The sequence below is a fragment of the Amaricoccus sp. B4 genome (genome assembly GCF_043226085.1).
Lineage (GTDB): Bacteria > Pseudomonadota > Alphaproteobacteria > Rhodobacterales > Rhodobacteraceae > Amaricoccus.
Genome location: NZ_CP171225.1, coordinates 3,196,928 through 3,213,079 on the forward strand (window position 1 = coordinate 3,196,928; position 16,152 = coordinate 3,213,079).

General features: G+C 63.2%; 12 protein-coding genes. 4 read left to right on the forward strand and 8 right to left on the reverse strand.

The features are described 5' to 3' along the window. Positions 1-17: 17 nt before the first annotated feature. Both ACF66B_RS15400 and ACF66B_RS15405 read left to right on the forward strand, forming a co-directional pair. Positions 18-2,333, forward strand: a complete 2,316-nt coding sequence (locus ACF66B_RS15400; RefSeq protein WP_392663170.1) for an ATP-binding protein — start codon at positions 18-20, stop codon at positions 2,331-2,333. Continuing rightward, complete coding sequence (locus tag ACF66B_RS15405; protein ID WP_111430150.1) at positions 2,330-3,010, forward strand: response regulator transcription factor; 681 nt, start codon at positions 2,330-2,332, stop codon at positions 3,008-3,010. Before ACF66B_RS15400 ends, ACF66B_RS15405 begins: the two co-directional genes overlap by 4 nt. A gap of 767 nt (positions 3,011-3,777) precedes the next feature. Here ACF66B_RS15405 and guaB read toward each other — a convergent pair. Next, a complete protein-coding gene (guaB, locus tag ACF66B_RS15410) occupies positions 3,778-5,232 on the reverse strand; it encodes an IMP dehydrogenase (RefSeq protein WP_111430151.1) in 1,455 nt (484 codons plus the stop codon). A gap of 147 nt (positions 5,233-5,379) precedes the next feature. On the opposite strand from guaB, the gene ACF66B_RS15415 reads away from it, so the two are divergent. Next, entirely contained in the window at positions 5,380-6,597 is a 1,218-nt protein-coding gene (locus ACF66B_RS15415; RefSeq protein WP_111430152.1) for a mechanosensitive ion channel domain-containing protein, read from the forward strand. 14 nt (positions 6,598-6,611) lie between these two features. Here ACF66B_RS15415 and ACF66B_RS15420 read toward each other — a convergent pair whose 3' ends face one another. From ACF66B_RS15420 to ACF66B_RS15450, 7 genes are all read right to left on the reverse strand, one after another. Continuing rightward, positions 6,612-8,000, reverse strand: a complete 1,389-nt coding sequence (locus tag ACF66B_RS15420; RefSeq protein WP_111430153.1) for a trypsin-like peptidase domain-containing protein — start codon at positions 7,998-8,000, stop codon at positions 6,612-6,614. A 25-nt stretch (positions 8,001-8,025) separates the two neighbouring features. Then, on the reverse strand, positions 8,026-8,745 hold the full coding sequence (locus tag ACF66B_RS15425; protein WP_111430154.1) for an RlmE family RNA methyltransferase: 720 nt from the start codon (positions 8,743-8,745) through the stop codon (positions 8,026-8,028). Then, positions 8,742-9,869, reverse strand: coding sequence for a Ppx/GppA phosphatase family protein (locus ACF66B_RS15430; protein WP_111430155.1), 1,128 nt, complete (start codon positions 9,867-9,869; stop codon positions 8,742-8,744). Before ACF66B_RS15430 ends, ACF66B_RS15425 begins: the two co-directional genes overlap by 4 nt. Before the next feature lie 185 nt (positions 9,870-10,054). Continuing rightward, on the reverse strand, positions 10,055-10,897 hold the full coding sequence (gene pstB / locus ACF66B_RS15435) for a phosphate ABC transporter ATP-binding protein PstB (RefSeq protein ID WP_111430156.1): 843 nt from the start codon (positions 10,895-10,897) through the stop codon (positions 10,055-10,057). A 20-nt stretch (positions 10,898-10,917) separates the two neighbouring features. Beyond that, positions 10,918-12,267 carry a phosphate ABC transporter permease PstA gene (gene pstA / locus ACF66B_RS15440; RefSeq protein WP_111430157.1) on the reverse strand — a complete coding sequence of 450 codons (1,350 nt, stop codon included), beginning with the start codon at positions 12,265-12,267 and terminating at the stop codon, positions 10,918-10,920. Further along, a complete protein-coding gene (gene pstC / locus ACF66B_RS15445) occupies positions 12,264-13,466 on the reverse strand; it encodes a phosphate ABC transporter permease subunit PstC (RefSeq protein ID WP_111430158.1) in 1,203 nt (400 codons plus the stop codon). The genes pstA and pstC overlap by 4 nt, the downstream gene beginning before the upstream one ends. Positions 13,467-13,538: 72 nt before the next feature. Next, positions 13,539-14,594 carry a substrate-binding domain-containing protein gene (locus tag ACF66B_RS15450; protein WP_111430159.1) on the reverse strand — a complete coding sequence of 352 codons (1,056 nt, stop codon included), beginning with the start codon at positions 14,592-14,594 and terminating at the stop codon, positions 13,539-13,541. Between the two features lie 304 nt (positions 14,595-14,898). On the opposite strand from ACF66B_RS15450, the gene ACF66B_RS15455 reads away from it, so the two are divergent. Further along, positions 14,899-15,735, forward strand: a complete 837-nt coding sequence (locus ACF66B_RS15455; protein WP_162683284.1) for a lytic transglycosylase domain-containing protein — start codon at positions 14,899-14,901, stop codon at positions 15,733-15,735. Positions 15,736-16,152: the final 417 nt, after the last annotated feature.

Below are 16,152 nucleotides of genomic sequence, written 5' to 3' on the forward strand. Positions count from 1 at the left end.
CTGCCAGCGATATGAAAATGCCCCTGTCCGCTGATCACCTCTCCGAGATCCTGCGCCGCGAAAGCGCTGCTCTGGTGAAGGAAACAGTGCGGCTCGCGCTGGAAATGGGCTTCACCGACCAGACAAGCTCCATGCGGGCGGCCTGGACGGAAGCCACGGAGCGTCTGAACGATTGCATCGTCTCCTACCTGTGCGATCCCCTGCGCCAGGGCCGTCTCGACGGACGGCACGACTATCGCAGCGACAAGCGGTTCGAATCTCTTCGTGAGATCGCCTGGCGGCATCACGACGCCGGCGTGCCGCTTGAGCTCCACCACGGATTGTTCAGACTCTATCGCCGCGTCTACATTGAACATCTTGCGGCGCTGTTCCACACCGAGGTCGGCCTGTCCGGCTCGGGGATCGAGGATGCGCCTGCTCTCGTCGACCGGCTCGAGGATTTCTTTGACGAGGCGGACCAAGCGATGCTTTCACCCTGGGCGGTGTCCCGACCAGGCGATGCGGCACTTGCCGACAGTGTTCGCCGCCTTACCCGGGAACGCGATCAGTATTTCGGGGTCATCGAAAGCCTGCGAGGTCCGGTGTTCATTGCCGGTGAGGACGGCAAGCTCGTGAACGCAAACCAGGCGGCGCTCCAGACGTTTCTCGGCCTGTCCGAGGTCGGTGCCCTCACCTATCGCCTGGCTCTCCAGCCTCATCGCCGCGAGCTCCAGGCTGTGGTCGACGGGATTCTCGGCTCCCCTGGCGATCAGTGGCGCGCGATCTGGCTCCAGACCCATGGCGACACCCGTTGTTTCGATATACGTGTCCGCGACGTCGAAGACACGGTCAACAAGCTTGACCGCTGGCAGATCATCTTGCTGCACGACGTGACAGAGCATCTTCGCGCGGTCCAGCGCGCCCGCGAGGCCGAAAACGCCATGTCGGTCTTTCTCGCGGCGATGAGCCACGAGATCCGTGGTCCGCTTCACAGCGTGCTCGGCGCGGCCGCGCTTCTGGAGGGCGCCGAACCGAATGAAACCGAGCGGCTCGTCGAGCTCATCGGCGTCGCGGCCCGCGGCCTTAATGCGACCCTGGAGAACGTACTCAGCTTTTCCCGGTTCGAGCATCAATCCCCCCAGCCCAGGCCGGAACCGGTGGCCATCGGAGACGCGCTCGGAAATTTCACCAGAACCCAGGAGATCCTCGCCCGCCAGCAAGGCGTCCCGCTGCACCTCGAATTGGCGCCGGGAGCGGCACGGGAGGTCCAGCTCGATTGGTCGATGACCCAGCAGATCCTGGGAAACCTGGTCCGGAATGCGCTCAGACATGATGACGGCCGGGGTGTCACGGTCAGCCTGCACATCGATGCCGACGAACTTGTCTTCCGCATCGACGATCATGGCCCCGGCATGCCGAAGGACATCCGTGACATGCTGGCGAACGGGGTTGCCGAGCTTCGGCCGCGTGTCACCGGGCGCGAGGGTTCGGGGCTCGGACTGGCGATTTCCCAGCGGATGACCCTCGCGCTCGGCGGACAGATCTCGGTACGGGATCCGGAAGTCGGCACCTCGGTCGAGGTTCGCCTGCCGCTCGTCCCGGCCAGATCCGCTCCCCGCCCGCCCACGACGCGCAACTCCGGCGGCCAACTCGCGTCCAGCTGCCTCGTGGTGGATGACGACCCGATCAGCGGACTCGTGACCGCCGCCATGCTCGAGCGCCTGGGCCTCTCGGTCGACCACGCGGGGGATCTCGGCCAGGCCAACGCTCTTTGCGCAGCCCAACCCGATGACTATGACTTCTTCATCGTGGATTATCGTCTGGCCGACGGGACGGGGATAGATTTTGCGCGGATGATCCGGTTTGATCCGGTCCTGCGAGGAAAACCGGTGATCTTGTTGAGCGCAAATGTCGACCGGGTCCGCGAACGCCCCGAGGACGCGACGATGTTCGCGGCGATCCTCGAAAAGCCGCTCGACGCGGCAGCACTCGCAGAAACCGTCCGGATCCGGACACGGCTACCCACTGGTGCGGCTCTGCTCGAAGGGCTGTCGCCCTCCGTGCGGCGGCGCATGGCCGAAGCCTTCGCAGAGAGCTGGTCGGAGTTCAGGGCAATGCTCACCGGGAAGACAGCCGCCGAAAGAGACGCGACGATTGAAAGCCGGGCGCACAAGCTCGCGAACGGCGCCAGGACTTTCGGCCTGACCGAACTGGCGGACGCGCTTCGCTCCCTCGAATATGCCCACCGAACCGACAGCGTGGACGCTGAAGAACGCGAAGCTGCGCGGGCGCAGGTTCTGAGCTGCGCGCTGAAGCCCGACTGGCCAGACAGCGTCCTGAGAGGCGCGGAATGACCGCCCCGGCCAAGATCTTTCTTGTCGATGATGACGTCCTGGCGCAGATCATGGTCGGGGACATAGTAGATCAGCTCGGCCACCACTTCAGCTTCGCTTCCGACGGCGCGTCCGCCCGAAAGGTTCTCGAGGAGAAGGCCTTTGACCTTGTTATTCTCGATCGCCGACTTCCCGACACGGACGGACTGCTCCTCGCACCGATGATACAGGCGGAGAAGAAGGCTTCCTTCATTGTCCTGTCGAGCCTGGATTCTCCGAACGATCAGGTGCTTGGGCTCGGCATGGGCGCTATCGACTACGTCTGCAAGCCTGTCGAGCCCGTGGTATTGAGCGCGCGCATCAAGGCCTGCCTTGCAGCCCACCGCAAGCCCGAAGAAACACTCTTGAGCGTCGGCGCGTCTCTGCAGCTCGACACGAGCTTGCGGCGGCTCAGTGTTGCTGGCAGGACGGAAACGCTGTCGCCGGCCGAAACACGGCTGCTCGTCTGTCTGATCCGCGGAGTTGGCCAGCCTTGCGACCGGATGCGGATCAGCATGGCGATCTGCGGGCGGGAGTGGGTCTATGGAGATCGCACCATCGATGTGCTGATCTCACGTCTTCGCCGCCGGCTGAGGGGCAGCAGCGCGCGGATCATAACAGTGCACGGTCTTGGCTACAGTCTCATCGATGAGGAGTGAACCCGCTGCCAACGAATTGATATTCAGCTGTCTCTCGCAGTCAGCTTGCCGTCGAGGGGTGGAGCCCCGCACCACGGCCCGCGATGTGCGGGCGTCCTGCGACCTTTCGGGCTGGTCTCGGTTGGGCCGCAAAGGCACTCGGCGTCAAGTTTGCGAGCGCCGAATGCGATCGGCTTTCGTTGTTGCGAAGATCGGTCGCCATCGTCGGTGTCAGCGTCATGCCCGCGGAGACGGGCAGCACGGACCGCGCCCTGCTGCGTGCCAGCCATTTCGATCCTTGGGCCGAGTGCGAAAGCGACGGGCAACGCTCGACGTCTTCAGCGGCCTTCTTCTGGTAGCCCATTGGGACGCCACCTTCGACGCCCTCTTGGTCAGCTTCGACAAGGCCGGAAAAGTGGTCGCCTCACCAAAATCGTCCGACGCCGCAGCCGTGTTTCTTGGACTGGATTCTGCGCGGGCACTGACCATTCCATTCCATTGGCCTGGCATCGGGCGCGCGTGTTGGGCCAGAAACATGCGAAGGCAGACCGGCTGGAATCGCCTTTGATCAAACATCGGTATGCGATTGGGGGTAGCTCCGACACAAACTATGCCGGAAGATCCGTCACAAGGTTCATGCAAACTGAGGCACGTTGGTCGGAAGCTGTTTCAGTTTGCTCTGGTTTGTTCTGCTCCCGCCAACGTTCCGTTGACGTTCTCCTGGCAGACTACCAATCGGAGGTTCGCTAGTACTTTTAAGTCACTGCGAAACTGCGAATTTTTTACCCTCAACCCATATGGTAGTTCGGGCTTTCCCGCGTGATCTGCACGTCATGGACGTGGCTCTCGCGCAGGCCGGCTCCCGAGATCCGCACGAATTCGCAGCCCGTCTGCATTTCGGCAACCGTGCGGTTTCCGGTGTAGCCCATGGCCGCACGCAGACCGCCCACCATCTGGTGCAGCACCGCCCCGACGGCACCCTTGTAGGGAACCTGACCTTCGATCCCCTCGGGCACAAGCTTGTCGGCGCTGGCTTCCTTCTGGAAGTAGCGGTCGGCCGATCCGCGTGCCATGGCGCCCACGCTTCCCATGCCGCGGTAGGATTTGAAGCTTCGGCCCTGATAGAGGATCACTTCCCCCGGCGCCTCATCGGTTCCGGCGAGGATGGAGCCGACCATTGCGACATGCGCACCGGCGCCGATGGCCTTGGCAAAATCGCCCGAATACTTGATGCCGCCATCCGCGACGACGATCTGGCCGGTCTTGCGGGCCTCGTTGGCGCAATCGGTGATGGCCGTCATCTGCGGCACGCCGACGCCCGCGACGATGCGTGTGGTGCAGATCGAGCCCGGGCCGATGCCGACCTTGACCGCATCCGCACCGGCGTCGATGAGCGTGCGTGTCGCTCCCGCGGTTGCGACATTGCCTGCGATGATCTGGACGGAATTGCGATAGCGCTTGAGCCGCGTCACGGCGTCTGCAACACCGCTCGAATGACCGTGGGCTGTGTCGATCACAACGACATCGACGCCGGCATCAACGAGGGCCTGCGACCGCTCGAAGCCTGCATCGCCCACCGTCGTGGCGGCAGCAACCCGGAGGCGCCCCTGTTCGTCGCGCGCAGCGCGCGGGTTGAGGACCGCCTGTTCGAGGTCCTTCAGCGTGAGAAGGCCAGTGAGATGCCCCTTGTCGTCGACGACAAGGAGCTTCTCGATTCGTCGTGCCTGCATGAGGCTGCGGGCTTCTGCCAGATCGACCGGCTCCTTCAGAATCGCCAGATTGTCGGAGGTCATCATCACGCTGACCGGAGTCGAATCATCGTGAGCAAATCGCATGTCGCGGTTCGTCACGATGCCGAGCACCACGCCTCGCTCATCGACGACCGGGAAGCCGGTGATGCGAAGCTGCTCCTGAAGCGCCTTTGCGTCTTTCAGCGTCTGGTTCGGGCTGAGCGTGACGGGATGATCGACCACACCGGACACGAAGCGCTTGACCGCGCGAACCTTTGCCGCCTGTTCCTCGATGCTCAGGTTGCGGTGAATGACGCCCATTCCGCCAGCCTGCGCCATCGCTATGGCCATCTTCGACTCGGTCACCGTGTCCATTGCCGCGCTGACGAGGGGAATATTTAGCGAGATGGTCGGGGTGATGAACGTGCGCGTGTCGGCGGTTGCGGGCAACACCTCGGACGGGCCCGGAACCAGCAGAACATCATCGAATGTGAGTGCCTCGCGCAAAATCATCTGCAGATCTCCACCACGGCCAGCATCGTGGAGTTCCTATTTCACGCCGAGGCAGAAAAGAAAAGCCCCGCCGGTCGCGGCGCTGAAGCGCGAGGAATTGGCCCCGGAAAGAACCGGAGGGATGAATTTGCGGCGCAGCGATCTATCATGCATGCTGTTGCTTTTCCGATGCCGCGCTGCGGCGTCATCGTCAAAGAGGGCGTGCCATTGCTCGATCTCGATACGCTGACTCCCCAGATCCGGGGCGTTCTCGCCGAACTTGCCAACGCGAGCCTCCCCTATCTCTATCTTGCTCTTACGGTGTTGATCGCGCTGCTTCTGCACCGCATCACCTACCGCCTTCTGCGGCGGTTGAAGCTGCCTTCGAAATCCTTTTCAAGGCAGGCACTTGCCGCCGTCCGGCGGCCGACACGACTGGCCTATGTGGATATCGGTCTCATCATTGCATTGTCGGTGATCGATCTGCCCTACGCGATGCAGAGCGATCTGCGGCATGTGACTGTCATTCTCTTCATCCTCATTGCGGGCTGGACCGTGAAGGGCGTCGCGGACCTGGCGTCCGAGTATACCTTGCGTCACTATGATCTGGCGCAAGAGGACAATCTCCGCGCGCGACAGACGATTACCCAGGTGCGCATCCTGCACCGCGTGATTCAGATCACGATCATTCTTCTGACGGTCGGAGCGGCGTTGCTGACCTTCGACAGCGTGAAGCGGTATGGCGTGAGCCTGCTGGCCTCGGCAGGGGCTGCAGGCATCGTGCTGGGCTTTGCGGCGCGGCCGGTGCTCACGAATCTCATCTCCGGCATCCAGATTGCCCTGACACAACCGATCCGCATCGACGACGTCGTGATCGTGGAGGGGGAATGGGGCTGGATCGAGGATATCGGTGCCGCCTTCGTCACCGTGCGGCTCTGGGACTGGCGGCGGCTGATCGTGCCGCTCTCCTACTTCGTTGAACAGCCATTCCAGAACTGGACCCGCGAATCGGCGTCGATCATCGGAACGGTCTTCTGGCAGGTCGATTACATGGTGCCGATCGAGCGGATGCGGGAGAAGCTGCAGGAATTCGTCGAGGCTTCCCCGCGCTGGGACCGGAGGGTCTGCAACCTTCAGGTCGTCGATGCGACAGAGCAGGGGCTCAAGATGCGGGGGCTGATGAGTTCGCGCAATTCGCCGATCAATTGGGACCTGCGCTGCGAGATCCGGGAAAAGATGATCGTGTGGCTCCAGCAGGACTACCCGACGGCCTTGCCCCGCCTTCGGGCCGAGATGGTGTCTTCCGGTCTGGCGGAGGAAGGCCTGGACACATCTCGCCCCGCGCATGGCGGGGCGTCGGATCTGTCCCCGGCACCATCGAGTTGACGGGCTTTCCAGGATTATCCGCGCAGCCGGACCCGCAGTGTGCGATCCCTGCGCCGGAGCGTCAGATCCCAGGTCGCGGGCCCGCCGCGCACGAGACGCGCGAGATCACGCCCCGTCGCCAGCTCGCGGCCGTTGAGTGCAACGAGGATGTCTCCCCGCCGAAGCCCGGAATTGGCGGCGATGCCTTCGACATCCGTAACGACGACGCCGCGGGCGCTGAGGGGAAGGTCGAGCGTTTCCTGTAGCCGCGGATTGAGCGTGGCGACGGTCAGGCCATCGAAAAGGTTGCGGCTCTGGATCGTCTCGGGCGCCGAGGGGGGCTCGTCAGGCGCTTCGACGATCGAAACAACGGTGGTCTGCTCCTGCCCGTTCCGCAGGAAGGACACATCCGCCAGATCGCCCAAACGGCGCGTGGTAAGGCGGAAATCGAGCTCCGAGGGTGCATTGACAGGCGATCCATCGAGCGCCGTGATCACATCGCCCTGCCGCAGGCCGGCGGCGGCAAACGGGCTGGACGGATGGATGTTGGCAACCACGACCCCCCGGGGCACAGTCTGGTCGAGCGCCTGGGCCAGGGATGCTTCGACCTGCTGCACCGTGATGCCGGACCAGGGGCGTCGGAAACTCGAATTTCCGCTCCGCGCCTGTTCGACATATTGCCGGACCAGATTGGCGGGGATGGCGAAACCGATGCCGTTCGACCCGCCTGACCGGGAGAGGATCGAGGTGTTGATGCCAAGGAGCCTCCCGGACATGTCGACCAGTGCGCCGCCGGAATTGCCCGGGTTTATTGGAGCGTCGGTCTGAATGTAGTAGCCCGATCGGTCGGAGACGCCACCGCCGCTGCGGGCCAGCCCGGAGACGATGCCGCTTGTCACCGTCTGGCCGACGCCAAACGGGTTGCCGATCGCAAGCGCAAGGTCGCCCACCTCCGCCGCATCGGAATCGGCGAGCTCGACTGCCGGCAGGTTGCTTGCGCCTTTAAGCCGGATGATGGCGAGGTCTGCGTGCTGGTCCGCCAGAAGGATCTCGCCATCGAACTCGCGCCGATCGGAGAGAACGACGCGAATATCGTTGGCGTCTCCAACCACATGATAGTTCGAGACCACGATGCCTGCGGGATCGACGATGACGCCCGACCCGAGCGAGTTCTGGACCCGCGGCACCGTTTTCTCGAGCCCGCCGAAAAGCTGGGAGAAGAAGGGATCCTGGGCAAACGGGCTTACGCGCTGGGCGACGACGCGGGAGGCATAGATATTGACCACGCCCGGCGCCGTCGCCTTCACGATCGGCGCGAAGGAAAGCGAGATCTGTGCCGCGGATGCCGGAGCGACCTTCTCGGCCTGCAGTGGCAGGGCGGTGAGGCAGAGGATCAACGCACCGGCGGTGAGGGAGCGAGGCATGTATGAAGCGTCCGGAACCTTGGTGTCAGTCGGGGCGGCCGCGGAAGCCGGTCGCGATGACGAACTTTTCCGAGGAATCCGAGCGGCTCGCCGGTGGCTTGACATGGACGACCTTGGCAAAGGCGCGATTGAGCCGGGCCACGAGGTCGGCTTCGGCACCTCCGGCAAGAACCTTGGCGACAAACGTCCCGCCCGGATCGAGCACATCCATCGCAAACTCGGCCGCGGCCTCGCAGAGGCCCATGATCCGGAGATGGTCTGTCTGGGGGTGTCCGGACGCCTTCGGCGCCATGTCGGAAATCACGGCGTCCGCAGGGCCCCCGAGCCAAGTGCGCACCGCATCGTCCGCACCCTCGTCGAGAAAGTCGAGCTGATGAATCTCGGCGCCGGCGATCGGTTCGACCTCCTGAAGGTCGACGCCGATCACGCGGCCCTGGGCCTTGCCCCGCTTTTCACCGAGCGCGTTGACTCTCTCGACCGCCACCTGACACCAGCCTCCCGGCGCGCAGCCAAGGTCCACGATGCGGCTGCCGGGCTTGAGGAACCGGAACTTGTCGTCGATCTCGATGATCTTGTAGGCCGCACGTCCCCGGAATCCATCCGCTTTCGCGCGCTGGACGTAGGGATCGTTCAGCTGGCGCTCGAGCCAGCGAGTCGAGGAGAGCTTGCGGCCCTTCGCCGTTTTCACCCGGACCCGAAGATCCCGGCGGCCACGGCCCGAGCCCGCACCACGTGTGGTTGTCACGTCTGGTCCATTCCTTTCTCGAAGGCGCCATTGGCACTCATCATTGCGAAGAGCATGCCCTCGCGGAGGCCGCGATCAGCGACTCGCATCGAATTAGTCGGCCAGACCCTCAGTAGCGTCTGCAGGATGGCCGCGCCCGACATGATGAGCTCCGACCTGTCGCGTCCGAGGCCGATATCCTTGCGCCGGCCTTCCGGGCCGAGGCGCAGAAAGCGGGAGATGACTTCCTCGATTGCCCGTGTCGTCAGCGTCATGCCATCGACCTTGCGACGGTCATAGCGCTTCAAGCCGAGATGTGCAGCCCCAACCGTCGTCACGGTGCCCGAGGTGCCGATCATCTGGAATCCGCAATGGTCCTCCTCGGAGAGGCAGCGCAGGTAGGGTTTGAAGCTCGTGATCTGTTCCTCGAAATACCAGGACATCAGCGCGAAGCGGGCGCTGTCGTCGCAGACATCGGCGAAACGTTCGTGGAGCGTGGCAACGCCGAGAGGGACCGAGATGAAATCGACAATCCGGGCATCGCCCTGCCGCCCGCGGCGTCCGTTCATCCGGAGATTGACGATTGCATCCGCCCTGAGTTCGGGTGCGACGTCGGAAAGGTCGATCCAGACAAGTTCCGTCGAACCGCCGCCGATATCGAAGACAAGCACCTGATCGGCCTGCGCTTCGACGAGCGGGGCGCAGGAGATCACCGCGAGGCGCGCTTCCTCCTCGGGGCGGATGATTTCGAGCGCGAGGCCGGTCTCCCGTGCTGCCAGGGAAAGGAAATGCGTGCCGTTCCGGGCTCTTCGGCAAGCCTCCGTCGCCACCAGCCGGACATTGCCGACATGATGGCGTCGAATCTTGTCCGCGCAGATACCGAGCGCGGTCAGCGTGCGGCTGATGCCGCCACGCGAAAGATGCCCAGTTCGCTCGAGGCCGGAGCCAAGGCGGACGGACTTTGCAAATGCATCCACGACACGGAAATGTCCGCCATCGGGGGTTGCTATCAACATGCGGCAGCTGTTGGTGCCTAGATCAAGTGCCGCATAAAGGTCAGGTTCCTGTTGCGCAGGTCTTTTGATGCGTCGGCAGTGCGTCGGCGCGGTGGATTCCTGCGCAGACTCGTCGAGATTCTGCGCCATTACTCAGCCAAATCGGGTGCTGCGGAGGGTCCGCAGATTTGTCATGAAGTTACATGACGGCGCGACGCAAAGCAAGAATTCGCCCGAAGGCCCGAGCAATACTCGGAGGCGATGGAAATGTGACCCCCACGGCCGGTGTTGCCAGCCGTGGGGGCATTAAAAAGTGGAGCCGTTTCGGTCCGAGATCAGCCGATCTTGCCGGTGATGTAGTCTTCGGTCTGCTTCTCGCGCGGATTGGAGAAGATGTCCTCGGTCCGGCCTTCCTCGATCAGTTTTCCGAGATGGAAGAACGCGGTGCGCTGGCTGACACGCGCGGCCTGCTGCATCGAGTGCGTCACGATGATGATCGTGTAGTTCGAACGCAGCTCGTCGATCAGTTCCTCGACGATGGCGGTGGCGATCGGGTCCAGCGCCGAGCAGGGCTCGTCCATCAGGACGACCTCGGGTTTCGTCGCAATCGCGCGTGCGATGCACAGGCGCTGCTGCTGACCGCCCGAGAGGCCGGTGCCGGGTTCGTGCAGGCGATCCTTCACCTCGTTCCAGAGGCCTGCACGCTTGAGCGAGCTCGTGACAAGCTCCTCAAGTTCGCTCTTTGAGCGGGTAAGCCCGTGGATCTTCGGGCCGTATGCGACATTTTCGAAGATCGATTTCGGGAAGGGGTTCGGCTTCTGGAACACCATGCCGACACGCGCGCGCAGCTCGACCACGTCGATGCGCGGGTCATAGATGTCGGCGTTGTCGATCTCGATGCTGCCGCTCACGCGGCAGATCGGAATCGTATCGTTCATGCGGTTGATGCAGCGCAGGAAGGTCGACTTGCCGCAACCCGAGGGACCGATGAAGGAAGTTACCTGGTGCTGCGGGATGTCGATCGATACGCCGAAGAGCGCCTGCTTCTCGCCGTAGAAGACCTCCACGCCACGTGCCTGGATCTTCGGCTTTCCGGGTGCGGCCGCGGCGGCAGCAGGCGTCGCCGGGTAGACCAGGGTTCCGGAAGCGGTTTGTGCCTTTTCATCCACGAGGGTCATGTCCTTTTCCTCTTGCAGGCTTACCACGTACGCTCAAGGCGCTGACGCAGGAAGATGGCGATCGCGTTCATGACGACCAGGAAGGCGAGCAGCACGATGATTGCGCCGGAGGCCCGCTCGACGAATGCGGGATCTGCCCGCTGGGTAAAGTTGTAGACCTGCACCGGGAGGCCGGTTGCCGGGTCGAGAAGACCACCGGGCAAGGGGCCGGGATAGTCGCGTACGAAGGCGACCATGCCGATCAGAAGCAGGGGGGCCGTTTCCCCGAGCGCCTGGGCGAGGCCGATGATCGTGCCCGTCAGGATCCCCGGCATTGCCAGCGGCAGAACGTGATGGAAGATCGACTGCATCTTCGAGGCGCCGACGCCGAGTGCGGCCTCCTTGATCGAGGGCGGCACCGATTTGAGGGAGGCGCGCGTCGAGATGATGATCGTCGGCAGGGTCATCAGCGTGAGCACGAGGCCGCCGACAATCGGCGCCGAGTTCGGCAGGTGCATGAAGTTGATGAAGATGGCGAGGCCGAGAATACCGAACACGATGGAGGGCACGGCCGCAAGGTTCGAGATGTTCACCTCGATAACGTCCGTAATCCAGTTCTTCGGCGCGAATTCTTCCAGATAAATTGACGCGGCAACGCCAATCGGCAGCGAAAGTACAAGCACGATCAGCATCATGTAGGCCGAACCGAGAAGGGCGACACCAAGTCCGGCTGCCTCCGGGCGGTTTTCCGACGCGTCCGGATTGGTGATGAAGGCAGGGTTGAAGCGTTTGGACATGATGCCCTGCTTCACCAGCGCATCGGCAATGTCGAGCTGCGTCGGATCAACCTTGCTGTCCGCCGCCGCGCTTTCGCGGGTAACGTTCCCCTTCAGATACTGGTCGATCCGGGCGTTGGCGAGGAACTCGAACGCCACGGTCTTTCCGATCTCGTCGGGATGGGCGAGTACGTAATCGCGGAGTTGTGCGTTGGCCGCACCTGAGACCATTCCGGCCAGAAGGGCAGGGGTCGCCTGGGGCACCGGGCCATCCTTCAGCTCGTTGGCAAGGCTTGCGAGCGAGTCCTTGATGAGTGGCGTGTAGCTGAACGTCATCACCTTGGCGATGTCGTCCCGGTCGCGATTGCCCTTCGGGTCGAGGACCTGCGGCGCGAGATAGATGTCGGCCCTGATGAAGGTCTGGGTGAAGGCCGGAAGACCACGCGACAGGATCGACGTGAGGAGGAGCAGAAGGGCGATCACACCGATCGCCACTGCGCCGACGCCGTAGGCCTTGAAGCGTCGTTCGGCAGCGTATCGCCGCTTGGTCAGGGCGCTCGGTTGCATCGGAGCGGGGCCGGTGTTCTGGGCGGGGTTGGTGACCGCGTCAGTCATTCGTACTGCTCCCGGTAGCGGCGGACGATATAGAGCGCGAGCACGTTCAGCCCGAGCGTGAAGGCGAAGAGGGTGATCCCGAGGGCGAAGGCAACAAGCGTCTCGGGGGAAGCGAAGTCAGTGTCGCCGGTGAGCTGGCTCACGATCTTCACGGTGACGGTGGTCATTGCCTCGAACGGATTGAGCGACATGCGCGCCGCTGCCCCCGCACCGAGCACAACGATCATGGTTTCACCGATGGCGCGCGAGGCCGCGAGCAGGATGGCACCAACGATGCCGGGCAGGGCCGCAGGGATGACGACGCGCTTGATGGTTTCGGACTTCGTGGCGCCGAGACCGAGAGAACCATCGCGCATGGTGCGCGGCACCGCGTTGATGATGTCATCGGACAGGGACGAAACGAAGGGGATGAGCATGATGCCCATCACGAGACCGGCCGTCATCACGGACGCGCTGCTCTGACCCAGTCCGAGCGGCGATGCAAAGTAGTCGCGCAGGATCGGACCCACGGTGATGAGCGCAAAGAGACCGTAGACGATGGTCGGGATACCGGCGAGGATCTCGATGGCGGGCTTGGCCATCGAGCGGAAGCGCGGTGTGGCGTATTCAACAAGATATATCGCCGCGAAGAGGCCGACCGGTACGGCGACCGCGAGCGCAATGAAGCTCACGTAGAGCGTTCCCCAAAGCAGCGGCAGCATGCCAAGGTTGCTGTTGCCCCGGAAGTTCGGCGACCACTCGGCACCGAAGAAGAAGCTCGTCCACGAATACTGCTGGAAGAAGCGCGCCGTCTCGAAGAGCATCGAGAGCACGATGCTGACCGTCGTCAGGATCGCGATCGACGAGGCGAGCATGAGAAGACCCAGCACCATCGCCTCGACATAGTTGCGCGCGCGGAAGTCGCGTTCGATGCGCAGGTAGGAGACGACGAATGCAGCGACGGCTGCGACCAGCACCACGCCAGGCAACACGATCGGCCCGGCAAGTGCGGGAAAGGCCGACGATGCGAGCGAGAGCCCCACAAGGACGGTCAACCCTGCCAGGAAGGTCGCGAGCGCAATCCCCCAGCCATGATAATGGGTCAAGGAGTGAAGGCTACGCAGGTCGCCGCCTGCGGCCGATATGGCCTTGTAGCGTCCGATCAGGAATCCTGCTGCAGCCAGTGCGCACAGGATCAGGAAGAGCAAGGTAGCTGACATATCCCCACCGCCGGTCAGTCTTCAGAGAAAGATCGGAGCGCCCCTCGCCTGAGAGGCGCCCCGGAAAGCCGGTCAGGAGGGGCTTTCGTCCATGGTCTTTTCGTCGGCGATCAGGGCCTGCGTTTCGGCAAGGGCCGGATCGGAGACGAGACCGTACGCCGCGAGCGGGCCGTCCGGGCCGGCAACCGCGTCGGAGACGAAGAACTCGGCGTATTCCTTGAGGCCGGGGATCACACCGATGTGCGCCTTCTTGACGTAGAAGTAGAGCGGACGGGACACCGGATAGTCGCCGGAGGCGATGGTCTCGGTCGACGGCGTCACGCCAGACATCGTCGCAACCTTCAGCTTGTCGGTGTTGTTTTCGTAGAAGGCGAGGCCGAAGACCCCGACGCCGTTCGGATCGGATTCGATGCGGGCGAGAGTTTCGGTGTAGTCGCCGTCGATGTCGACGGAAGCGCCATCGGTGCGGATCGCCATGCAGGAGGCTTCCGCGGCATCTTCGTCGCCGCCGTTGATCTCGAGGATCTTGGCCATGGCGCCCGATTCTTCGCAGCCCGCGAGGATGACCTTTTCCTCGAAGACTTCGCGGGTGCCGTGCTTGGTGCCGGGGATGAAGGTGAGGATCGGCGCATCCGGGAGCGAAGCGTCAACCGCCGACCAGGACGTATTCGGGTTCGCGACCATCTTGCCGTCGACCGGAAGTTCGGCGGCGAGTGCGGTATACCACTCGGCGGGCGTGAACGCGTCGAAGGCCGGGCCGTCGCTCTTCGAGGCGAAGACGATGCCGTCGTAGCCGATGCGGACTTCGATGATGTCGGTCACGCCAGCGGCGGCACAGGCTTCGATTTCGCCCGGCTTGATCTTGCGCGAAGCGTTGGCGATGTCGATGGTGTTCTCGCCCACGCCTTCGCAGAACTTCTTCAGGCCAGCCGAAGAGCCGCCCGATTCAACCACCGGGGTGGGAAAGTCGAAGTTCTCGCCGAACGCTTCTGCCACGATCGAGGCGTAAGGCAGCACGGTCGAGGAGCCGGCGATCTGGATCTGGTCGCGCGACTGCGCGAAGGCCGAGGGTGCGGCGGCAACGAGAAGGGCTGCGGCGGCCGCGCCAGCATACAAGCCGGATTTCATATTCTATCCTCTCTGACGTTAGGGTCCGTGTCAGGTTTTCATGAAGAAGCGGGGCCGCTTGGACCCCAGCATTCCGACGCTCACCATAGGTACGAGTGGCGACGCTTATATTTCAGAACATTGTCCGTTTTATGACGGATTAAGCATATGATTCATATGGGGAAATATTTTTTCCACGACGCAGATGCGGCTTCCGCGCATGAATGCAACACGCAAGGGTTGTCATATGTGATGCTGCGGATGGAAGCATCCCGAGAAGCGCGACGCAGCCCGCTGCAGGCGTCGGCTAACGAATGGCTAACCAATGCGGCCTACCTCCTCTTCTGGTTTTCGCGGAGGCGAACCCATGAATCGTCGCTCGAGTCGGCTGTGCAAGGCAGTTGTAATCGTTTGTGTTTCCGGCTTCCTGCTTCCGCAGGGCACCCGGGCGGAGACAATCGACAGGGATTCGGCGCTCTGCGAACGCGCGGTGGTTGAAGGCGCGCGAATGACCGGCGTGCCTCAGGAAATCCTTCATGCCATTACGCTCACCGAGACCGGACGAGAGAAAGCTGGCCGCATGCGTCCCTGGCCGTGGGCGATCAACCGGGAAGGGGAGGGGCGCTGGTCCCGCAATCGTGCGGAAGCCCTGGCCTTCGCGCGAGAGAGCCTGGCGGCGGGCCGCACGAGCTTCGACGTGGGGTGTTTCCAGATCAATTATCGCTGGCATGGTCAGCATTTCGACTCTCTCGAACAGATGTTCGATCCGATCGCCGGGGCGGTCTATGCCGGCATGTTCCTGCGCGATCTCCATGCCGAGACGGGGAACTGGTCGAAGGCCGCGGGGTTCTATCATTCCCGCACACCTGACCTGTCTGTCATCTACCAGGCCCGATTCGACCGCATTCTCGAGGGGATCGCACATGAAGCGCCGCTCGTCGTGCGTGCAGATGCGGCTTCAAAGACCAGGCGAAGCCGCCTGCGCCTGTCGAAGAAGCCGCTGATCATCAATATCGCGCCAAAGCCCACCGATGCCGAAGCGCCCGAGGTGCGCCGGGAAGAGCATGTCGCAGGAGAAATGCCGCCATTCGTGCCGGCGGCTGCCTATCCGCTGGGTCTTGTCGCGCCGGCGGCGCGAGTCCGGCCAGGTGGCATCTTCTGAGCTCGATTTACGCCCGCTAAACGGGCGCGCCGGAAGCTGAGTGCGCTCACGGAAAGGATTCGGTGCGCAAACCTCCTTGCGTGTCATGATGAGCCGGAATGCGGAGCGGCAAACGCCTATCCGCCGATTTCCTGATGCCGGACAGGGCCGGGATGTCTTGCCGAGCGGCGAGGCGGGGGCAACCGCGGTCGAATGAGTGCTGCATTGTGGCCTGATCGCCGTGGTTCTGGTGGGCGCGATGGCGCTGACGGGTTCGAGCGTCGATGCTCCTTTCTCCATGGTGCAAGCATCCATCCGAAGCACAATTCAGCCCGCCTGAAGCGAGTAAGGCACTTTTTGCATCGGCATGGGTATGGCGTCTGAGGAGGCGTGTCACTGCGCAACGACGTCGCGGAACTGATCCACATATGATCCTGC

Bases quoted from the DNA above. Each gene is read 5' to 3' on its own strand.
- ACF66B_RS15400 (WP_392663170.1), top strand. From the start codon at position 18: ATGCCCCTGTCCGCTGATCACCTCTCCGAGATCCTGCGCCGCGAAAGC.
- ACF66B_RS15405 (WP_111430150.1), top strand. From the start codon at position 2,330: ATGACCGCCCCGGCCAAGATCTTTCTTGTCGATGATGACGTCCTGGCG.
- guaB (WP_111430151.1), bottom strand. From the start codon at position 5,232: ATGATTTTGCGCGAGGCACTCACATTCGATGATGTTCTGCTGGTTCCG.
- ACF66B_RS15415 (WP_111430152.1), top strand. From the start codon at position 5,380: ATGCATGCTGTTGCTTTTCCGATGCCGCGCTGCGGCGTCATCGTCAAA.
- ACF66B_RS15420 (WP_111430153.1), bottom strand. From the start codon at position 8,000: ATGCCTCGCTCCCTCACCGCCGGTGCGTTGATCCTCTGCCTCACCGCC.
- ACF66B_RS15430 (WP_111430155.1), bottom strand. From the start codon at position 9,869: ATGGCGCAGAATCTCGACGAGTCTGCGCAGGAATCCACCGCGCCGACG.
- pstB (WP_111430156.1), bottom strand. From the start codon at position 10,897: ATGACCCTCGTGGATGAAAAGGCACAAACCGCTTCCGGAACCCTGGTC.
- pstA (WP_111430157.1), bottom strand. From the start codon at position 12,267: ATGACTGACGCGGTCACCAACCCCGCCCAGAACACCGGCCCCGCTCCG.
- pstC (WP_111430158.1), bottom strand. From the start codon at position 13,466: ATGTCAGCTACCTTGCTCTTCCTGATCCTGTGCGCACTGGCTGCAGCA.
- ACF66B_RS15450 (WP_111430159.1), bottom strand. From the start codon at position 14,594: ATGAAATCCGGCTTGTATGCTGGCGCGGCCGCCGCAGCCCTTCTCGTT.
- ACF66B_RS15455 (WP_162683284.1), top strand. From the start codon at position 14,899: ATGCGGCCTACCTCCTCTTCTGGTTTTCGCGGAGGCGAACCCATGAAT.